This is a genomic window from Microcoleus sp. POL10_C6 (genome assembly GCF_036701585.1).
In the GTDB taxonomy this organism is placed as follows: domain Bacteria; phylum Cyanobacteriota; class Cyanobacteriia; order Cyanobacteriales; family Microcoleaceae; genus Microcoleus.
In genome coordinates this window covers 74,382-93,047 of sequence record NZ_JAUBRB010000010.1, presented here as the reverse complement: position 1 = coordinate 93,047, position 18,666 = coordinate 74,382, and the positions used below count along the sequence as shown (strand labels likewise).

16 protein-coding genes are annotated in these 18,666 nt (G+C 45.6%); 2 read left to right on the top strand and 14 right to left on the bottom strand.

The window, feature by feature from the left end; translation table 11 throughout:
* Positions 1 to 54 precede the first annotated feature (54 nt).
* Positions 55 to 708, bottom strand: coding sequence for a DUF1190 domain-containing protein (locus QUA34_RS08220; RefSeq protein ID WP_333385552.1), 654 nt, complete (start codon positions 706 to 708; stop codon positions 55 to 57).
* Positions 709 to 922: 214 nt separating this feature from the next.
* Entirely contained in the window at positions 923 to 1,984 is a 1,062-nt protein-coding gene (locus QUA34_RS08215; RefSeq protein ID WP_333385549.1) for a UPF0104 family protein, read from the bottom strand.
* A 383-nt stretch (positions 1,985 to 2,367) separates the two neighbouring features.
* Here QUA34_RS08215 and QUA34_RS08210 point away from each other — a divergent pair, with 383 nt between their 5' ends.
* Positions 2,368 to 4,413: a S8 family serine peptidase gene (locus QUA34_RS08210; protein WP_333385546.1), complete on the top strand. Its 2,046-nt coding sequence runs from the start codon at positions 2,368 to 2,370 to the stop codon at positions 4,411 to 4,413.
* A gap of 174 nt (positions 4,414 to 4,587) precedes the next feature.
* Here QUA34_RS08210 and QUA34_RS08205 read toward each other — a convergent pair whose 3' ends face one another.
* The 10 genes from QUA34_RS08205 to QUA34_RS08160 all read right to left on the bottom strand — a co-directional run bounded on the left by QUA34_RS08205 (position 4,588) and on the right by QUA34_RS08160 (position 16,387).
* Positions 4,588 to 5,067: a hypothetical protein gene (locus QUA34_RS08205; RefSeq protein ID WP_333385543.1), complete on the bottom strand. Its 480-nt coding sequence runs from the start codon at positions 5,065 to 5,067 to the stop codon at positions 4,588 to 4,590.
* 177 nt (positions 5,068 to 5,244) lie between these two features.
* Positions 5,245 to 6,915: a glycosyltransferase family 39 protein gene (locus tag QUA34_RS08200; RefSeq protein ID WP_333385541.1), complete on the bottom strand. Its 1,671-nt coding sequence runs from the start codon at positions 6,913 to 6,915 to the stop codon at positions 5,245 to 5,247.
* A 123-nt stretch (positions 6,916 to 7,038) separates the two neighbouring features.
* Positions 7,039 to 10,014 carry an L-glutamate gamma-semialdehyde dehydrogenase gene (gene pruA, locus QUA34_RS08195; RefSeq protein ID WP_333385538.1) on the bottom strand — a complete coding sequence of 992 codons (2,976 nt, stop codon included), beginning with the start codon at positions 10,012 to 10,014 and terminating at the stop codon, positions 7,039 to 7,041.
* 85 nt (positions 10,015 to 10,099) lie between these two features.
* Positions 10,100 to 11,020, bottom strand: a complete 921-nt coding sequence (locus QUA34_RS08190) for a hypothetical protein (RefSeq protein WP_333385535.1) — start codon at positions 11,018 to 11,020, stop codon at positions 10,100 to 10,102.
* A 328-nt stretch (positions 11,021 to 11,348) separates the two neighbouring features.
* Positions 11,349 to 13,976 carry a protein-arginine deiminase family protein gene (locus tag QUA34_RS08185; RefSeq protein ID WP_333385531.1) on the bottom strand — a complete coding sequence of 876 codons (2,628 nt, stop codon included), beginning with the start codon at positions 13,974 to 13,976 and terminating at the stop codon, positions 11,349 to 11,351.
* 123 nt (positions 13,977 to 14,099) lie between these two features.
* Entirely contained in the window at positions 14,100 to 14,441 is a 342-nt protein-coding gene (locus tag QUA34_RS08180) for a DUF5615 family PIN-like protein (RefSeq protein ID WP_333385528.1), read from the bottom strand.
* 3 nt (positions 14,442 to 14,444) lie between these two features.
* Entirely contained in the window at positions 14,445 to 14,771 is a 327-nt protein-coding gene (locus QUA34_RS08175) for a DUF433 domain-containing protein (protein ID WP_333385525.1), read from the bottom strand.
* Positions 14,772 to 14,782: 11 nt separating this feature from the next.
* The gene (locus QUA34_RS08170) at positions 14,783 to 15,103 is read right to left on the bottom strand and encodes a DUF433 domain-containing protein (RefSeq protein WP_333385522.1); all 321 of its coding nucleotides are present in this window, start codon (positions 15,101 to 15,103) and stop codon (positions 14,783 to 14,785) included.
* Between the two features lie 56 nt (positions 15,104 to 15,159).
* A complete protein-coding gene (locus QUA34_RS08165; protein ID WP_333385519.1) occupies positions 15,160 to 15,279 on the bottom strand; it encodes a hypothetical protein in 120 nt (39 codons plus the stop codon).
* A 103-nt stretch (positions 15,280 to 15,382) separates the two neighbouring features.
* Positions 15,383 to 16,387 carry a hypothetical protein gene (locus QUA34_RS08160; RefSeq protein WP_333331050.1) on the bottom strand — a complete coding sequence of 335 codons (1,005 nt, stop codon included), beginning with the start codon at positions 16,385 to 16,387 and terminating at the stop codon, positions 15,383 to 15,385.
* A gap of 57 nt (positions 16,388 to 16,444) precedes the next feature.
* Here QUA34_RS08160 and QUA34_RS08155 point away from each other — a divergent pair, with 57 nt between their 5' ends.
* On the top strand, positions 16,445 to 16,642 hold the full coding sequence (locus tag QUA34_RS08155; protein WP_333331053.1) for a type II toxin-antitoxin system HicB family antitoxin: 198 nt from the start codon (positions 16,445 to 16,447) through the stop codon (positions 16,640 to 16,642).
* Positions 16,643 to 16,819: 177 nt separating this feature from the next.
* Here the strand turns inward: QUA34_RS08155 and QUA34_RS08150 are convergent, their stop codons facing one another.
* Together QUA34_RS08150 and QUA34_RS08145 are read right to left on the bottom strand one after the other, a co-directional pair.
* Positions 16,820 to 18,229, bottom strand: a complete 1,410-nt coding sequence (locus QUA34_RS08150) for an NAD(P)(+) transhydrogenase (Re/Si-specific) subunit beta (protein ID WP_333385516.1) — start codon at positions 18,227 to 18,229, stop codon at positions 16,820 to 16,822.
* The gene (locus tag QUA34_RS08145) at positions 18,226 to 18,519 is read right to left on the bottom strand and encodes an NAD(P) transhydrogenase subunit alpha (RefSeq protein ID WP_006633295.1); all 294 of its coding nucleotides are present in this window, start codon (positions 18,517 to 18,519) and stop codon (positions 18,226 to 18,228) included. Before QUA34_RS08145 ends, QUA34_RS08150 begins: the two co-directional genes overlap by 4 nt.
* Between the last annotated feature and the right edge of the window lie 147 nt (positions 18,520 to 18,666).

The following is an 18,666-nucleotide window of genomic DNA, read 5'->3' as shown; positions in this document are numbered from 1 at the left end:
CACCTTGTTAGTGACACTGGAGAATATGGAAAAATAGAGAAAAATCGGTCTTGGTTACTTTCCTCCGCTTCCCAAAGGAGCCGTGGAACGGACTGTGCTACCAAACCTCCCTCGTCCTTTGATGGTTCCCTGAGCTGCGTGGCCTGCGGGGCGATTTGGGGTGTCGCCACTGGAGGAAAAGTAGGGAGAATCTAGGGGTATGCCTGGTAGGGGACGAGTAATCAGGGTTCTATCTGGAGTTACAATTCCGATGTTGGAGCGGTAAACGGGTTGCACTGGATAAACCGTGTAGGAGCCGCCGTTGACGCCGTTGACCACTGTTGGAGGGGCATCATCATCGACATCATCGGTGAAATAGAAGCCGCCGAACTCTGGTCGCCATCCGGGGGTAGCAGCGCTGGAATTCGATACCTGCGAGCAAATGCTTGCTGTGTCTTCTTGGCATTCTGGCTGCGTGCGATACACGGGCGTAATGCGTTCGTATTCCTGCATTGCGTACTGGAACTGGGCCTGACACTGCTCTTTGGTGAACCCGTTGCTTTGGTTCATCGCATCTACAATACATTGCTGTTCGGATTCGTAGTAGCGTACTTCGTTGCGTTCGTGCAACATGGTATAAGCAAGATAGCCTAATCCACCGATCGCCAGTACACCTGATGTAATTAGAAGGTAACGAATTGTTGTCGTTCGATTGTTGTTATGAGTCATGGCTAACCAGAGGTTAGAGTCATTATTTCAAAGAACCTGTAATGTGATGAATTTGCTGCCACTGAGATGATTGGATTTACACGGTCAGCCACAGTTCAAGTAATTTACCTCAGTCTGTGAGTTGGAACTCAGGACTTTGATTATAGCTTTTACTACATGGCCCGATTCAGGGTTTCCTCGATCGCAGCAAATTATCTTCCTCAAATATTTGATTTTAAATTCGCCTTTTTTGACTGCGCTGATTTCGCTGGCGATCGAGCTTTGCTAAAAATGCACCCGAAACATCCGCCAGAATGCTAATTATCCGATACAAAGCCACGGCACTCAAAATTATACCCGTAGAAAAGCGATCGGACAACAGGGCGATCGCCGTTGCTTCAAATACTCCCATTCCCCCCGGTGCACCCGGTACGACTAAACCGACAACAAACGCAAAACAAAAAGCACCGAACAAGTTGGGAATATTGCTGAAGTTCACCGGAGTTAAAACCATTACCGTTAGCAAAAAACCGCAGCCCCGCAATCCGATAAAACACATTTGTCCGATTAACGGCACTAAAGGATAGCGTTTAATTGGCAAATTAATTTTGCGGCGAGACTTGACATTAGATGTTTTTTTAGCTAGAGTGGAGGTAGACTCTACAGAAAAATTTAGTTCCTCGCCCGCCACCTCCTCAGTATTTGAATTTGCGCCATTGTTCTTGGATAACTTCAACCGCTCTACAAAGAGAACGATCGGATTTAAAATGCGGGGATGAATCGCCATTAAAATAGCAGTACAACCAACAACCCGCAACAACCAATTGATTTTATCAAAACAAATCAACCCAATAAAAACGCCCGCAGAAGCCATCAGCAGCGGTTCCAGCAACACGCTGAGAGTAGCAGCTTTCGGGAAAATGCCGGCATTTTTGGCGTCCAATATTCGACCCCAAAAATGCCAAATATTCCCGGGTAAATACTTGGCAATATTAGTTTTGAGAAAGACTTGAATCGCCCAGGCGGCAGTTACAGGTTGCCGGAATTCCCGCAAAATCAACATCCACACCCAGCCGACAAAAATTAGAGAAAATAAAGTGACGCCAAGGGCGATCGCCAGCAACGGAAAACTTTCGGCTCGAATTTGGATATTCGCGACTTCTCGCCAGTGAGTTAAAAAAGCTTTGGCAATAAATAAAAACGTCCCGCCCAAAATCAAATAGCGCAAATAAGGTTTTAAATGCGATTTCGCGAGATTGAAAAAATTCTGAATTCGATGCAAGTGTTGTTTTCCCATTTTCTGATCCCGATTTTGAATTTGGGATTAAGTTATACTGTTTGAGATTTTATATTTTAGATGAGCCAAGGCAGAATTGTGGTTGATTTACACGGCATGATATGACGGAATAAATCTGTTTAACCTGAGATTTTGTACCATTGTCAAGAACGGGAAAGATGCCCGTTCCACAATAACTGAACATTTTTGTGGAACAGGCATGTTGCCTGTTCCTAAACAAGTAATTGAGAATGGTGGAACATCTCAGTTTAACCTAACCTATGCAGACTTCTACAGACTGTCCGTAATGCCCGCCTTACAGACTATTTAAGGCATTTTTAAGCACAAACTTAAATTTAAAATCTAAAATTTAGATCGATATACCTCACTAGGAGTACATTTCTATGCCCGGCCCGAGCCCTGACGGTCTTTCCTATCTTTTAGATGATAGCCCCAATAGTTTCGCCTTGACTCCGGGCTTTTTGACTCCTTATCCTAACGGATTTTTTGCCCTCGCCGGCAACGATTTTATTGTTGGTTCGTCGGATGCCGAAATAATTAGCGGTGATAATGGTAACGATCGCATTCTCGGCGGTGGCAATTCCGATACCCTGTTAGGGGGTGCGGACAACGATGTACTTAACGGTGGTGCCGGCGCAGACTTCCTGTTTGGCGATGTCGGCAGCGATACCTTGCAAGGAGGCAAGGGAGGGGACGCCCTCAACGGTGACTCTGGCAGCGACGTTTTAGTCGGCGATGGCGGCAAAGATACGCTGACAGGGGGTTTGGGCCCAGATACCTTTGTCCTCCGCAGCGACTCCGCAGTCTCCGATCCGGCTGCTGCTGACGTTATTACTGACTTTAACAGTTTTGTGGATTCGATCGGCCTGACTGACAATCTTACCGAAGCTGACTTGATTCTCGAAGAAATATCGATCGCCCCCGGTATTTCCAATACATTAATTAAAATTCGTCAATCCAATGCTATTTTAGGCTTGGTAGCCAACGCATCTCCACAAGACCTCGCCAATACATTCATCTCTGCAACTACCGTATTGGGCAACCAACTGGATCAAGCTCGCGATTTAGGCGTTTTGGGCGGCACTCAAACGATCGCAGACTCGCTTAGCAACGCCAGGCCAGACGGCCTTTACCGCTTTACTTTGCCTGCAACTAGCGACTTTAAATTAACTGTCAGCGGTTTGACGGCGGATGTTGACGTTGCTCTAATTAAAGATCTTAACGGGGACAATTCTATTGACTTCACCGATATTATTGCTTCTTCTCAACAACCGAATTTATCGCCGGAGTCGATCGACATCAACGGTTTAGCCGCAGGAACTTACTTTGTCCGAGTTTATCAATACCAAGGCAGTACAAATTTTTCCCTAAATCTGTCTGCAACTCCTGCAACTGTTTCTCCTAACAATCCGAGCAACTTGCAGGGTTTTGACTCTCGTTTTGGGTTCGGTTTGGTGAATGCAGCGGCAGCAGTTGCTAAAGCTCAAGGTACTGCAACTTTTCCTGATGTTCCCGATTTGGGTGGCGAGGAGTGGGGCAGAGATTTAATTAAAGCTCCAGAGGTTTGGGCCCAGGGCTTGACTGGAGACGGAATTGTGGTGGCAGTTATCGACAGCGGAGTTGACTACAATCACCCGGATTTGATCGGGAATATTTGGAGCAATGTGGGGGAAACTGGTGTTGATGCGATCGGTCGAAATAAAGCTAGCAACGGGGTTGATGATGACAACAATGGCTTTGTTGACGATTTCCGAGGATGGGATTTTGTCAATAACGATAATGACCCGATAGATGATAACAATCACGGCACTCATATCTCAGGTTTAGTTGCTGCGAAAAAAGATGGGGTTGGGATTACTGGAACTGCTCCAACTGCGAAGATTATGCCTTTGAAAATACTGGATAGGGCCGGGGTGGGGAAAATTCGGGATGAAATTAATGCGATTAATTATGCGGTGGCAAATGGAGCAAAGATCATTAATGTGAGTTTGGGTGGCCTACAGTTGAATATTCAAGAATTGGATGCGATTCGAGCGGCTGAAGCTCAAGGCGTGATCGTGATTTCGGCGGCGGGAAATGATGCTCGCCCACAAGCAGATTATCCGGCTCGGTTTGCCAATGAGGTAGGAATTGCTGTCGGTGGTGTTACCCGAAATGGCTTGTTTGCGAATTATTCTAACCGGGCGGGTGCGGAGACAATTAATTACTTTGTTGCTGCAGGCGGCGACGCTGGCACGGCGGATTCTGGTGACATTTATTCAACTGTGCCACTTTCTCAACCGGGGATTCCTTATCGATATTTTGCGGGTACTTCAATGGCAGTGCCACAAGTATCCGGCGTGATAGCTTTAATGTTACAAGCTAATCCGAGTCTGACTCCTGCTGATATTAAGAGGATTCTTGCGGAAACTGCGAATCGAGCGGTTTGAATTGGATTTGGTGCGATCGCGATCTACAATCCTCAATCTTCTACCAATTATTAAAAGCAAACCGTGGGGACAGGGCAATGCCGTGTCCTAGTCCCCGCGCCGGACATGACATTACCCTGTCCTTACAGACGCTTCCGTACAATCAATCTGTATCACTACTTTTCAGAATGGGTATTAAAAATTGGCGGCGTAAGTTAAGTCAAATTGGCGGAACAGAGTAATGCAGCAGTAGCTTGGTCGATCGAATACTAACTCGTAATTCATGTGGCCGTCTATTTTGGTGATCGGCTGCTTTAAAGGGATGCCCTGAATGTCGTATTGCCGGCGTTCTAAGGCACTCCAGTCGATAATTTTGAAGTCGATTTGGTTCTGCAACTCAGTTGCGATCAGATATAGGTGCATCTTGTCTTGAACTTTCCCAGTCAGAGGAACTTTTATTAACACTGACTGGGTGACAAGGGGTTTTTGGTCGTTGGGATGCTTCTGGGTGTGGCAGCTTTTGAGTTCTATATCGTAAGGTTCTACCTTGAATTTCTCTCCACTGGCGATCGCCGATGAGTGCAAATCTTGCAGGCACTTTTCTAGGTGAGGAATCAGCCCTAAGTCTGGATCACACAGCAGTTTACGAATGTTGGAGGTTTCAGTGACTGTCATTAGAGATTTTTGATGTTATTTTTTGATTCTTAAGTTTTAGCTTACCACGAAAAGCAAACCTATCGAACTCTACTTGCCACATACTTCCAAAAATGCCGTTTATGGCCAGTATGTCGCATTGAATAATACATTTATTTTTTGGCAGCAAACCCGTGTTTTTTGCCTTAATGTTTTAGATTATTTTTTGGTAAGTTTCCACAGATTAAGCTCAACATTAGTGTCAGCCGGATCTATTTGATAGTTTTGTTGCTGAATTGCCGATCGCAAAGTAGAGGACGGTCTGTATAAAAACAGCTCACTGAAACCGCCGGGAATTTGCGGGGGTTGGGGTTTTTTCTTTGCCAATTCTCGATTTTTGTAGCAAGAAGTGTAACAGCGGGGTTCTATTAGCAGTTTGACTTTTGGTTCTAGGTAATAACTTAAAGGCATGATATATGCGATATTGGCATCGCTGATAAATAGGGGATTGCTGGCTTGATTGACCGTCCCAGCTACTTCCAAGGCACGCAACCAACCGCTGCCTTTATTCCACCAAATATCTGCTTGAGAACTAACTCCACCGGATATAATACCTGCGGAAAAAACTGCCACTATAACTATTTTCCACAGTTTTTGCTGTTTGAACTTCTCCAAATTGTTACTAATTTTCGTACACAGCAGGTAAGCCACTGCTAGCTGAATTCCCACATAACAAGGAACTAAATATCGCGGATTTGCCGATCGCCTTCCACCCTTGATTATATCAGGCACTGCTAAAAACAAAGCAGTTGTTGCAATCAATAACAATACAATCAACCACACTCGCTTTGGTGTTTGTCGGCATAAATAATAAATGGCATAGCCGACTAAAGCTAGAATCATAATACCAACTGGAATTAGCAAGGCTAGTTCTGTGGGGTTGGCAGTTCCATCAATGCCAATATCAAAAAATGCTATGCTGACGGAACCAACCCACCTGCTGACTAATCTTAAGTAATTTGTTTGTTCGGCCCATGCTGTTGTGCTTCTAACTTGATTGAAGTTTTCTACAGTATTTACCAGGGAAGGCATGAAGCCACTCAATGCGATTAAAGATGCTACATAATAGGAAATGAATGTTTTCACATCGCGCCAGTTGGCAATAACTGCGACGTAAATTGCGTGGGCGGCAGCGACGCAGACAAATAACAAGTGGGTGTAGAATCCCAGTGTTGCTGTGCCCGCATAAAGCGCCCAGGAAAGAACGAGGGGGACAGCATTTTGATTTTCGCCAGAGCGCATTGCTCGCAGCAAGGCTGCACTGGATAAAATAGTAGTTAATGTCCACAAACTGTACTGTCTTGCTTCTTGGGCAAATAGGATGTGGTAGGGAGAAATTGCGAAAATTGCGATCGCCATCCACGCTACTGCTGAAGATTCAAATAACTCCCAAGCCAGCCAATAAATTGCGGGAAATACTAGCAGGCTAATCACGGCGGCCAAACTTCTCATTGCGGCAACGGAACTGCCGAACCATTGCGCCCAATATCGCGCTAGTACGTAATACAGAGGGGGGTGTTGGGGGTCTTCTGTTGCTAAAGAATTCAGGGTATCCCTTAAAGTATTTTCGGAATTTATCTGCTGATATTTTTGTAAATCCGCAGGCGAGGTTATTTTCTGGTACGAAATTTCTTTGATTATTTTGACTTCGGTGTAGCCAGAAACTCTCAAAGAAGTATATGTTTCGTCGATCCAGTAAAATTTGCGATCGAGATTGGCGAATCGAAATAAAATGCCTATGACTAATACGGCTATAATTAAAAATCGCAGCCACTTGTCAAGTGAAGGGTTGTGAGAATTTAGTCGATCGCGATCTTTGGTAGATTCCATTTTATAACTAGCTAATCTCGCACAAATTTTTTCTGTTACCCCCCCGTAGGGTGCGCCTAGCGCACCCTACTAACTTAACAGCCAGAGAAAGGACTTCAGTCCTCACTGCGAACAAAGGAATGATTAATCATCCACTCCTTCAATCGGCGCAAAACCCTGCCGCTGAATATTTTCGGTTATGGTGCGGGGTTCGAGGAATTGCAGCAAATAATCCGGGCCACCAGCTTTAGAACCAACTCCCGAAAGTTTGAATCCTCCGAAGGGTTGGCGCGATACCACAGCCCCGGTAATTCCGCGATTGATGTACAGGTTTCCGACTTCAAAATCGGATGCGGCTCGATCGATATGCGAAGGTGTGCGAGAATACAATCCGCCGGTTAAAGCAAAATTCGTACCGTTAGCAATAACAATCGCTTCGCTGAAATTCTTTGCCCGCATCACCGACAAAACCGGGCCGAAAATTTCTTCTTGGGCGATAGTTGCTGTCGGCGATACTTCCGTAACAATGACTGGGCCGACAAAATAACCGGTTTCCGGTGCCGGCATTTCTAAAGCTATTTTAGCTTCGGCGCGACCTTTTTCGATGTATTCGCGGATGCGCGACTGGGCATTTGCATCGATCACAGGGCCGACTTGAGTGCCGGGATTTTCTGCAGGGCCGACATTGAGCGATCGCGTCGCTTCTACCAATCTTGCCACAAAATTATCGTACACAGATTCGACCACAATTACTCGCGAACAAGCGGAACATTTTTGGCCGCTGTATCCAAATGCCGAATAAACTACGCCTGCAACTGCTTGGTCTAAATCCGCACTTTCATCGACAATAATTGCATTCTTGCCGCCCATTTCAGCAATTACTCGCTTCAGGTGTTTTTGTCCAGGCTGCAAAATCGCAGCATCGGCATAAATCTGACAGCCCACTTCCTGAGAACCGGTGAAAGTAATCATGTGAACGTCAGGATGTTTCACCATGTAAGCGCCGACGGTTGAACCTTTGCAAGGCACGTATTGAAATACACCTTTGGGAATGCCAGCTTCTAGCAAAATTTCAGCTATTTTTGCTGCAATTACTGAGGAAACTTCCGCAGGTTTGAGTAAAGTACAATTACCAGCAACCAGCGAGGCAACTGTCATGCCGACGGGAATTGCGAGGGGGAAATTCCAAGGCGAAATAATTAAAGAAATTCCCCGTGGCTGATAGCTATAACGGTTAGTTTCTCCGGGAATATCGTAATTTTTTCCTTGGTCTAACCGTTCCATTTCGTCGGCGTAATAGCGGCAAAAATCAATAGCTTCGGAAACTTCGGCATCACATTCTCTGACGGGTTTGCCGACTTCAAATACCATCCAAGCTGACAGTTCGTGCCGCCGCTGTTCCATCAATTCTGCGGCTTTGCGGAGGACGCCTGCACGCTGGCGGACGGGGGTTTTCCGCCAACTGGTAGAGGCTGATTTTGCTGCTTCAAGGGCTTGTTTGGCCTGTTCTTCCGAAAGCAATCCGATTGTGCCAACGACTTCTGTGGGATTGGAAGGGTTGAGGGAATTAACTGTTGCTTCCGTATTTTGGTACTCCCCATTGATTAGCGGTAAATAGGTTTTACCTAAGTTGGCCCGCACTGATTTGATGGCTGTTTCTGCTTGTTGCCGCAATTTGGTATTGGCGTAGTCGGTATCGGCAACGTTGGGAAATACTTTGCTGTAAACTAGCTGGTCATTTCCATTAGCAACTGGTGCGGCTAACAATTGTTCGATCGGCATTTCTTCGGAACTTTGCCGGATAAAAGAACTGTTGGCGGTATTTTCCAGCAAACGGCGGATCAAATAAGCCATTCCCGGCAGCAAGTCGCCGTAGGGGCAGTAGACTCGGACGCGATAGCCCCGATCGACCAAAAGCTTAGCCAATTTGTCGCCCATGCCATACAGCACTTGCATTTCAAAGCGGCGACGCGGTATATTGAGAGTTTCGGCAATGGCGATCGCCTTCGCTTGCGATCGTACGTTATGACTGCCAATAGCTGCATACAAATATTCGTGATTTTCGAGCAGCAACTGCGTCATCTGCTCGAAATTTGCATCGGTAGTAACTTTGTCATTGTAGACCGGCTGCGGCCAATCTTTCTGCATCGCTTTGATAGTTTCCTGATCCCAGTAAGCGCCTTTTACCAGCCGCACTGTTACCGGATTTTCGCGTTTTTTTGCCCAGGAAATCAGGTTTCTCAAATCTTCGGCACTGTCGCGCAAATATGCTTGCAATGTAATTCCAATATCTGTGCGACTGCGAAACTCTTCCTCTAACAATAAGTCTTTGAGAATGCTCAGAGTTAAACTCTTATAAGCATATTGTTCCATATCGAAATGAACAGCCGCGCCCAATTCCTTAGCGCGGCGCAGTAACAGGCGAATTCTCTCACTTACTTTCTCTTCGCTACCTTTAGCATCCAACGGGTCAAACTGAGAATAAAAAGCCGTTAATTTTACGGATACTTGCACTCGCGGCAAAGTTTCATCATCAGCTTTGTCAATTGCATCTACCTGCGACCAATTTTTTGCTGCCTTCGCCAGCTCCTCCATCAATTCCAAATAGCGGTTAAGATAAATTTGCGCCTCAGTTTCAGTGATGACAGCTTCCCCCAAAAGGTCAACTGTAAAACCCATTTTATCTTTGCGAAGTCGCTCTAAAGTTTTAACTACCTGCTTGATATTTTCCCCAGAAATATACTTGTGCGCCAAAGTTTCCACCGCAGGCGCAACCGTTGTCGCAGCCAATTGTCCAGGAATCGAATCAGCGTTAGTAAAATTGAGCAATTTTTTCAAAGCTTCGGGCAATTCTACCTCTTGGGCGGTCAGGTATTCTTGGAGGTGGCGGGCAATTTCCGGCTTGCTGCGGAGTGCCGGCAAACAGTCGATGAATCGAAACAATTGCACCCGCAGTCCGGGGCTAGCCATCGCCCAATCCATTAGTTTGTCGTCCCAACGCATTTGGTCTTGGAGTTGACCGAAAAAAGATCGCTTTTTGTCTTGAGTTGCCTTCAGGATTTCTTTGGCAATTTCTTGGGTTTTTGCTTCGTAGATGCTTGGAGATATTTGTGCAACCATTGGTAATTAGTAATGGGTAATTTGTAATTGGCCACCAGGGCGGGTTTATGTATTGTGTAACTACCCCCTGATACAATTATAGTTGCTATTTGACTTCAATCTTAACTTGGTAGTTTGCTTGGCGATCGCCTGAAATTTCAATAGTATAATCGCCGCTACTCGCTAATTGACCTTGCCACTGACCTGTGCTATCAGCAGTACCTAACTTTTCACCGTTAGGAGCAATAATTGCGGCGCTAACTTGACCTTCTTGAACATTAATTGTCATGCTTTGGCCGCTATTGCACTCCAGTAAGTAGCGCCTGGATATGTTGGCTCGCAAACTATTGCTCAGAGTAGTTCCCGTAGCACCCGCTTGAAAGTAAACTCGCTCGGTTACAGGGGTTTCAACCGCAGCGCGAGAAGGAGAAGGAGAAGGCAACGGCGACGGTGACGACGGCGAAGCAAGTTGGGGAACGCCAGACACAGAGGGTATTTGAGTGGGACGGGGCGACGGATAGATTGTGGCGGGCCGTGCCACTCCGGGTGCTGGGGGAAGTCCGGGCTGGCGGTTGGCGGGCGCTGCTGCGACGGTTGGAGGGCTTTCGGGGAGGGGTACGTCAGCGGGTAGTTTGATTTGAAGGTTCGCTCTTTCCTGATACATTCTCCACGCTAGCAAACTGCCGAGACTAAGGACGGAACCGACTAAGATTCCGCTGAGAAAAACTGCTAAGATTTGCCAGGAGCGAGCTGGTTTTGGTTCCGGGTTGGCAGTTGGAATTGTTGGAGGCGGATAACTTGTAATTTGAGTTGTTTCCGGCGTATTATCGGCGGTAACGGGAATTGTTTCGGCCTCGTCGATTGGCGCTGAAATATCTTCGGGCGTGGCAATTTCTGCGGGAGTTTCTGCTGGTGCGGAAGTTGCATCGGCACTGGCAATTGCAGTGCGATCGAACTCATCACTGGCAGTGCAAATTGTTTCTGGTTGCTGAGTCAAAATTTGTTTTTTTTCCTGTTCGTCGCTCATGGGGCTAAATTTATTTTACAAAGACCGCTTTTAGACATTTTACGTTACTGGTGCGATCGCCTGCACTTAAATTATCTAGCATAAGGAAGAAGGCACGACACGGATTTTGACACGGATACACGGATTAATTATCGAGCGTTAGGCAAAAGTTAGAAGGAAGATTGTTCATCTGCATACAAACCTGCCATGATATTAGTTAGCGATTTACAGTTGGGTGGGGGCGGGTTTACGAGATTGTTCGTTACAGGCGAGTATTGTTGGTGAACCCGCCCCTACAAATTCCTAATTCACGATTCCCGATTCCCGATTCCCCATTCCCCATTCCCAATTAGTAATTATTAGGCAAAGACTGCCAAAAAGGCCGCTCTTCTGGTTTCCTCACAGTATTCGTCGCCGACTGCACGTTTCCTTTCAATTCTTGATAATACCTGTCATCCAGAAAACTAACGCTGACGCCAGCAGGAAGCAGCAGTTGGCGCAATCTTTCCTGAGTGTAATCTACACCCTCAATCATTGGCCCGCGCGGATTTGAAACTAACAACTTGCCGTTAACTGGCACCGAATTGACCATATTTGGCCACCAAGCATAACCGCTGTAGCCAAACATCACCGGAACTTGAATAATTTGGTCGTCTCGCAGTAAAAATTCTCTTTTCAACTTCTCTATAATCGGATTAAGTTTCTGATTTTGCAAATAGAGATTGTGTTGAATTAAAGCACGGTTTTGCAAAGCGGCGCTGACAGTTGTTTGAGTGCTCAAACCTCGATTGACCGTCACATCGCCGTAACCTCTTCCCTCCAATTCTTCCAACAGCTTAACTCCGGCTTCGGGACTGGCGATCGTCATTACATATTGTCCGGGAGTTTGAGTGGGAATAAAATTGATGATTTCATCCACTTGGCGAGTCAAAAGCCAAGAAGTATCAATATCCACTGGTGGCCCTTGAATTCTCTGAGCTTGAATAAAATCAAGTACCTCTGGATTAAAACTAGCATTGCCCGAATTCCCGTAATAAACTCGACCCATTGGGTGTCCGGGAATCGGCGGTGTAACCTGCAAATTGCCGTATCCGTCAGACCACTGACTTACAGGGTCTAAAGAACGAGGATTGCCAATTTTAACTACTTTTAAATCCCGGTTTTGAGTTGATTTAACAGGCGGGTTTTTCTCTGGTTCGCTATTGCTTTTTAGGGCTACATTAAACAGGCGTATATCCGATTCTTCTGGCAATTGAACGTAGCCGTTTTTCTGGGTATCTTGCATCCAAGTGCGATCGCCCTGGAGAACTTTGACTTTAGCGCCCGTGGGTTCTACTGCTTGTTTGAGTTGCGAGATAAATTCGCTGTTTACCGCGCCTCTGTCGCTCACCTGAACTTCGGTTACTGGCGCTGTGTTGGGCGCTATCATCCAAGGACTAACGCCCATTTGGATTGTTGTGGATGCAATTTCTTGACCGTTGTTTTGGGCAGTTGCTTTTAGATTAACAGTGCCGTTCCAGTTGCGATCGGCAAATTGTTTTGCTTCGACACCTAAAACAATATTCGTGCTGAAAACTAGAGGTTTAGCACCGGATATATCTACAGGTTGCCAGCCGTCCCCCGTCTTTTGAAAAACGCTGATGTGAGGGCTAGCAATGCTGTCAGCCGTGATAAATAGTTGAGAGGTTTTGAAGTTTTCAGACAGTGTTAAGTTAACTTGAGAAAGCATTGCTGCACGGCGGGGAGCGCTAACTTTGGTTTGTTTCCAAGTCGGTATCTTGCCGCGATCATTATTGCGATCGTTAAATAAAATTAACGCGCCCTTGGACAAAGACCATTGTTCTTTTCCCGCTTCGTCTTGCTCGTTAATTTGGCCATCTCTGTTGGTATCTCCCGCAAAGAAAAAGTTCGACGGGGACGCAGCAGGCGTAACAGGGGCGGGAGTTGGTGTTGCAGTTGATTCAGGAGTTGGTTGAGAAGTTGCTTGCTGATTTCTCTCTAGTTCTTGTCTTTCAAGTTCTTGTCTGGCTAATTCTTGTCTGGCTAACTCTTGTCTTTCAAGTTCTTGTCTGGCTAACTCTTGCCTTTGGAATTCTTGTCTTTCAAGTTCTTGTCTGGCTAACTCTTGCCTTTGTAGTTCTTGCTTTTCAAGTTCTTTCCTGGCTAATTCTTGCTTTTCAAGTTCTTTTCTGGCTAACTCTTGCCTTTGGAATTCTTGCCTTTCTAGTTCTTTCCTGGCTAATTCTTGCCTTTGGAATTCTTGCCTTTCTAGTTCTTTTCTAGCCCGGTCTTTTTTCTCTTGCTCTTTTCTCTCTATTTCTCGACGAGCAAATTCTTTTTTCTCTTGCTCTTTGCGGGCTCGCTCTCTTATCTCTTCTTCCTCGGCTCTAACTTTCTCAACAGAACGTGCAACTTGCATTTCATAGGTAGCGACACTGAGGTTTCCTTGGTATTCGATGGTTTTGTCGATCGCCCCATCGGCCAAAAAAGAATCGTGAGGAATGAGTCGCAGCGTATTGATAGCAATTTGCCACAGGCGTTGCGACTGTTCCCAAGTAGCAGAAGAAGGATTAGAAGTGCGTCCAATTAAGACTGCTTGGGCGGCAAATTTAGCAGCCTCGTCCCAATTATATTTGGCTGTTTCTTCTATTTGAATCTGACTTTGAACGTTTTGGAGTTGCTGCGTCAGAGTTTGGGATTGCTGGCGGTGGATTGCTGATTTCCAAAGTTCTGCAGGAAACGGGGCGCTGTCGGGAGTTTTCGCAAGGTTATCTAATTGTACTTTGAGCCGATCGCGCAATTTGTAGAGTTCGGAAAGGGATTTAGGAGTTTCGCCGTCTGGCTGTCGCTCAGAGAGTGCGAGTTGGTAGTTTAGGGAAGGTTGAGCCACTGTTGTGGGGACTGCAACCAAAATAATACCGATGACGACACCGAAAGTATTGATAATGGCGATCGCAATATATTTAACCAAGCGCATATAGTTTATCCTCTGACACGCCAATAATTTTACCTAATCTTGGGAGCAATGGGGGATTTATTTATAAGATTTGTAGGATGGGTTTGGGCGATGGCGTCTCGCCCCGCAAGCTACTGCTTTTTTTCACTGCGGCGGACGGATTACTCTAATCAATTTACCTGTGAGATTTTCGACCGTAGAAATAGCTTCATTAATTAGTGAAGCTTGTCTCTCTGTGTTCAAATCTTCTTTGCAAATAATGATACCCTTATGGTCAGGTTGCAAACGGTGCAGGTGTCTAAAATCATCCCAATTGCGCGTCAAAACGGCTCGATTGTGGCTAATAGCAAAAGCTAACACATCTTCATCAGGAATCCCCAGTCCACCATTTCCAGCTTCTTGCACTGTCAAAACATCGTGACCAAAATTTCGCAGTAATTCCACGATTACCAGTGGAAAATTTTCATCTGCATAAAGACGCACCATTTGTTAATCTTCCTCATTTCTAGCGATCGCTGCTTCAATTTCCTCTGGGTGTGCCTCAGCATAAGCCCAAGCATTCGCCAAATCCGCTGCACTCAAATGGGGAAAATCTTGCAAAATTCGCACATCATTTGCACCCAGAAGGCGATAATTTACCATCGACCAAATAGGTATGCGAGTATTGGCAATTCTAGCATCGCCGCCGCACACGCCCGGCGTTTTTTCAATTCCTTGCCAAGTATTGCTTAAACTTTGAACTAATAGCTGTATTGCCTGAGTTTTTTCACCGGGAGTTAAGGCAAGGAGTTGTTTTTCTAATTCTTTCAGTGTCATTGTTTACGCTCTCAATCATTTTCTCTAATTGTTTGTTCAATTTCTTCTGGGTAAGCATCAGCATAAGCCCACGCATTTACCAAGTCAGCGGCGGTTAGATCGGGAAATGATTCTAGGATGATACCATCGGAAGCATCTAAACGTCGATCGCATACCAGAGACCAAACTGGTATGCGAGTATTGCCGACACAGGCATCCCCTCCGCACACACCGGGAGTTTTTTTAATGCCTAGAGAACCGTTGGTTAAAGTTTGAGTTAGGATGCTGATTAGTTTAGCTTTATCAACCGCATTTAAGGTTAAGACTTGAATTTCTAATTCTTGTATAGTCATAAGTGCGATCGCTCGGATTTGATAGTAGTTAGATTATAGCAAATTCGCGCCATGTTTTAGGCTGCCTCATTTCTAGCGATAGCTGCTTCAATTTCCTCTGGATGTGCCTCAGCATAAGCCCAAGCATTCGCCAAATCTGCTGCACTCAAATGAGGAAAGTCTTGCAAAATTTGCACATCATTTGCACCCAAAAGGCTAGTACACAAAAGACCAAACTGGTATCTTCCTTCTTGCCGATACAAGCATCGGGTCCGCACACTGCGGGAGCTTTTTTAATGCCTAGAGAATGGAGTGTAACTTAAATAGGTCGTCAAAGAAGTTTTTCACAGTTTGTTTTGCGTCTTCAGTATGCAAAAACTCATAACCACCAAATCTGTATAATTCATAGCCTGCAAGTCTTAATCGTCTATCTTCTGCAACCATTTCTGCATATAGTTGAGGGTTGGCTTTGTCATTTTCAGAATAGTGTTGCTTCCCATCTATTTCAATTACAATGTTTTTTCTGTAAGGAAGGAGAAGCAGGAAATCCATTCTTTGTCGGCTTAATCGTTTTACACCTTTGAGCTGTTCCCATGTATAGGGGTCATAATGCAAGTACACTTGAGGAATTAGTGCTGGTAGTTTTTCTGTCAATTTTTCATAAAAATAGCTGTAGTACGTGTTAAGTAAAATCTTTTCTGGGTGATTGCCCCCCAGAGATATTTTGAGTCGATTGAACAGGTTATGACGCTGCTCAGAACGTGTCTGATTATGGAGTTTTTTTTTGTCTCGCCACCAGTCTACTAACTCTTCCCATAACAGCCCTTTTTCAAAAAGGGGTCTATCATATACGAGACAGTATTCTTGATTTTTGACAATCTTAATCTCATTACTGATTGCATCCATTAAGACAATTTCCGGCTTAGGTCCATTTGCAGCGAATATCAGGTTCTTCACCTCACTGCTAACACCCTGCACTGAAAATTCGAGTCTTGCTATGATTCCTTGATACTCGTCGTAAATTAGTTGCTTTCTCTCTCTCTCTCCTTCCTCAAAGTATAAAACAGGATACTTTTTGAATACGCCTTTTAGAATTTTAGCTTGAACTAGCGGGCTTGCGTCTTCAAGTATGCGAATGAACTTTTCTCTTGTAGTGCCAGGTTCATAATCTTCTACGTTAATCTCTAAGTCGCAGTAGTAAGGATAAAAGTCGTAGTGAGTTCTGTAAGAAAAGCCATGCAAATATCCATTGTCAACTCCAATGTAATCATTTACAAGCCTGTATATATCTGATTTCTTGAGCATACTTATTCAGTTATTTAGCCACTACAATTATCTATACATCCTACAACCCAATTTCCTATGAAGTCAACCCAACAGTTTACAGCAATTATTGAACGAGAAGGCGACGGATATATATCCCTTTGCCCAGAACTTGATATTGCCAGCCAAGGTGACAATATAGAAGCAGCGCGACGAAATATGATCGAAGCGTTGGAACTATTTTTTGAAACAGCAGATCCTTCTGAAGTCCAGAATCGGCTGCATACAAACTATTAGCTTATAAGACTCGGCGATTGAAATCGCTTAAGAGTCAAACGAAATCCCTCTCGCTTGAGACTGAAGAATATTGATATCAAAACAAAACCCCAACAAAAACCCGGGTTCTAGAAGAAACCGGGTTTAATCATCTGCGTTAATCCGCGTTAATCCGCCTTCATCAGCGGTTGCAAAATCCTACAACTGCTTCACCTCAGAAACCAATTTGGCAACCACATCCTTAGCGCTACCAAACAACATCATCGTCTTATCCTTGTAGAACAACTCATTGTCTACACCGGAAAAACCAGCACTCATCCCGCGCTTGATTACGATCGTATGCTTAGCCTTATCAACCTCCAAAATCGGCATCCCGTAAATCGGGCTCGCCGTATCGTGACGCGCCGCCGGATTCACCACATCATTCGCCCCGATTACCAAAGCAACATCAGTTTCGTCAAACTGCGGATTGATGTCGTCCATGTCGTATAACTGCGGATAAGGCACGTTTGCTTCCGCCAACAGCACATTCATGTGCCCAGGCATCCGCCCAGCCACCGGGTGAATCGCGTATTTCACGTCAACACCCATTTTTTCCAAACCGTCGGCTAACTCGCGCACCGCGTGCTGTGCTTGCGCTACAGCCATTCCGTAACCGGGAATAATTACAACCGATCGCGCATAACCCAACATCATCGCACTTTCTTCGAGATTGATGCTGCGAACAGTTTTGTCAGTAGCACCAGCAGCCCCAGCAGCAGCCGCAGCACTACCGCCACCGCTACCAAACGCGCTAAACAGCACACTACCCAAGGATCGATTCATCGCCTTGCACATGATTTGCGTCAAAATAATCCCCGACGCGCCCACCAATGCACCAGCGATAATCAGCATATTGTTCATCAAAATGAACCCAGCCACACTCGCCGCAATCCCCGAATACGAGTTAAGCAGCGACACCACCACCGGCATATCGCCACCACCAATCGGGAGCACAAACATGATGCCCAAAATATTGGAAATCGCCACCAAAGCCAGGAATACCGGCACATTTTCTGGGTTAAACAGCATATAACCGCTGCCGGCTAAAAGTGCGATCGCCAGCATGGCATTAAACGGCTGTTGCAGCGGAAACGTCATAGGCGCACCCGGCAGCAATTCTTGCAGTTTCGCAAACGCCACAAGGCTACCAGTGAAAGTAATTCCGCCAATCAACACACCCAAAAGGATCGTGATTGTCGCATCAGGCGCCGGCGATTCCGGGATGCTGAGATAGCGCCAGAATTCACCCACAGCAACGAGTGCAGAAGCCGCGCCCCCGAAACCGTTAAGCAAACCCACCATCTGCGGCATATCCGTCATCGCGACGGTTTTTGCCATAATTGTTCCCAAAATGGAACCGATGATAATTCCGACAGCAATCAATTCGTAGCTGACTACTTGCTTTTCCAGCAACGTACCGACGATCGCAATTAACATCCCGATCGCAGCTAACACATTCCCTTGACGGGCAGTTGCAGGGGAACCCAACTGTTTCAAACCGATAATAAACAAAGATGCGGCAACTAAATAACCTAGTTGAATGCCACTGGGCAGAAAATCGCTCACGCTTTAACCTCTTTTTTCTTGAACATTTGCAGCATTCGATCGGTTACTAAGAAACCGCCGACAACGTTAATTGTGGCCAGGGCGATCGCGATCGTCCCCAAAATCGAAGTAACAGTTACATTACCTTGACCAGAAATCAGAATTGCACCTAAAACCGCAATTCCCGAAATCGCATTGGAACCCGACATCAAAGGTGTATGTAGCGTCGGCGGGACTTTATTAATTACTTCAAATCCCACAAACGACGCCAGAGTAAACACCACTAAACCTGCAATCAATCCTTCTGCCATGACAATTGGTAATTGGTAATTGGAAATAACTCGTTCCCGGTTGAATCCGCCAGGGAATGAATTCCCTGGCTCAAAGCCAAAGTCCTCTTAAGAGGACTAATAGACCTCTCCAATAATTCTTGTGGAACAGGCCGGAAAGCCTGTTCA

Coding starts and splice junctions, on each gene's coding strand:
- QUA34_RS08220 (WP_333385552.1), bottom strand. CDS start 708: ATGACTCATAACAACAATCGAACGACAACAATTCGTTACCTTCTAATT.
- QUA34_RS08215 (WP_333385549.1), bottom strand. CDS start 1,984: ATGGGAAAACAACACTTGCATCGAATTCAGAATTTTTTCAATCTCGCG.
- QUA34_RS08210 (WP_333385546.1), top strand. CDS start 2,368: ATGCCCGGCCCGAGCCCTGACGGTCTTTCCTATCTTTTAGATGATAGC.
- QUA34_RS08205 (WP_333385543.1), bottom strand. CDS start 5,067: ATGACAGTCACTGAAACCTCCAACATTCGTAAACTGCTGTGTGATCCA.
- QUA34_RS08200 (WP_333385541.1), bottom strand. CDS start 6,915: ATGGAATCTACCAAAGATCGCGATCGACTAAATTCTCACAACCCTTCA.
- pruA (WP_333385538.1), bottom strand. CDS start 10,014: ATGGTTGCACAAATATCTCCAAGCATCTACGAAGCAAAAACCCAAGAA.
- QUA34_RS08190 (WP_333385535.1), bottom strand. CDS start 11,020: ATGAGCGACGAACAGGAAAAAAAACAAATTTTGACTCAGCAACCAGAA.
- QUA34_RS08185 (WP_333385531.1), bottom strand. CDS start 13,976: ATGCGCTTGGTTAAATATATTGCGATCGCCATTATCAATACTTTCGGT.
- QUA34_RS08180 (WP_333385528.1), bottom strand. CDS start 14,441: ATGGTGCGTCTTTATGCAGATGAAAATTTTCCACTGGTAATCGTGGAA.
- QUA34_RS08175 (WP_333385525.1), bottom strand. CDS start 14,771: ATGACACTGAAAGAATTAGAAAAACAACTCCTTGCCTTAACTCCCGGT.
- QUA34_RS08170 (WP_333385522.1), bottom strand. CDS start 15,103: ATGACTATACAAGAATTAGAAATTCAAGTCTTAACCTTAAATGCGGTT.
- QUA34_RS08160 (WP_333331050.1), bottom strand. CDS start 16,387: ATGCTCAAGAAATCAGATATATACAGGCTTGTAAATGATTACATTGGA.
- QUA34_RS08155 (WP_333331053.1), top strand. CDS start 16,445: ATGAAGTCAACCCAACAGTTTACAGCAATTATTGAACGAGAAGGCGAC.
- QUA34_RS08145 (WP_006633295.1), bottom strand. CDS start 18,519: ATGGCAGAAGGATTGATTGCAGGTTTAGTGGTGTTTACTCTGGCGTCG.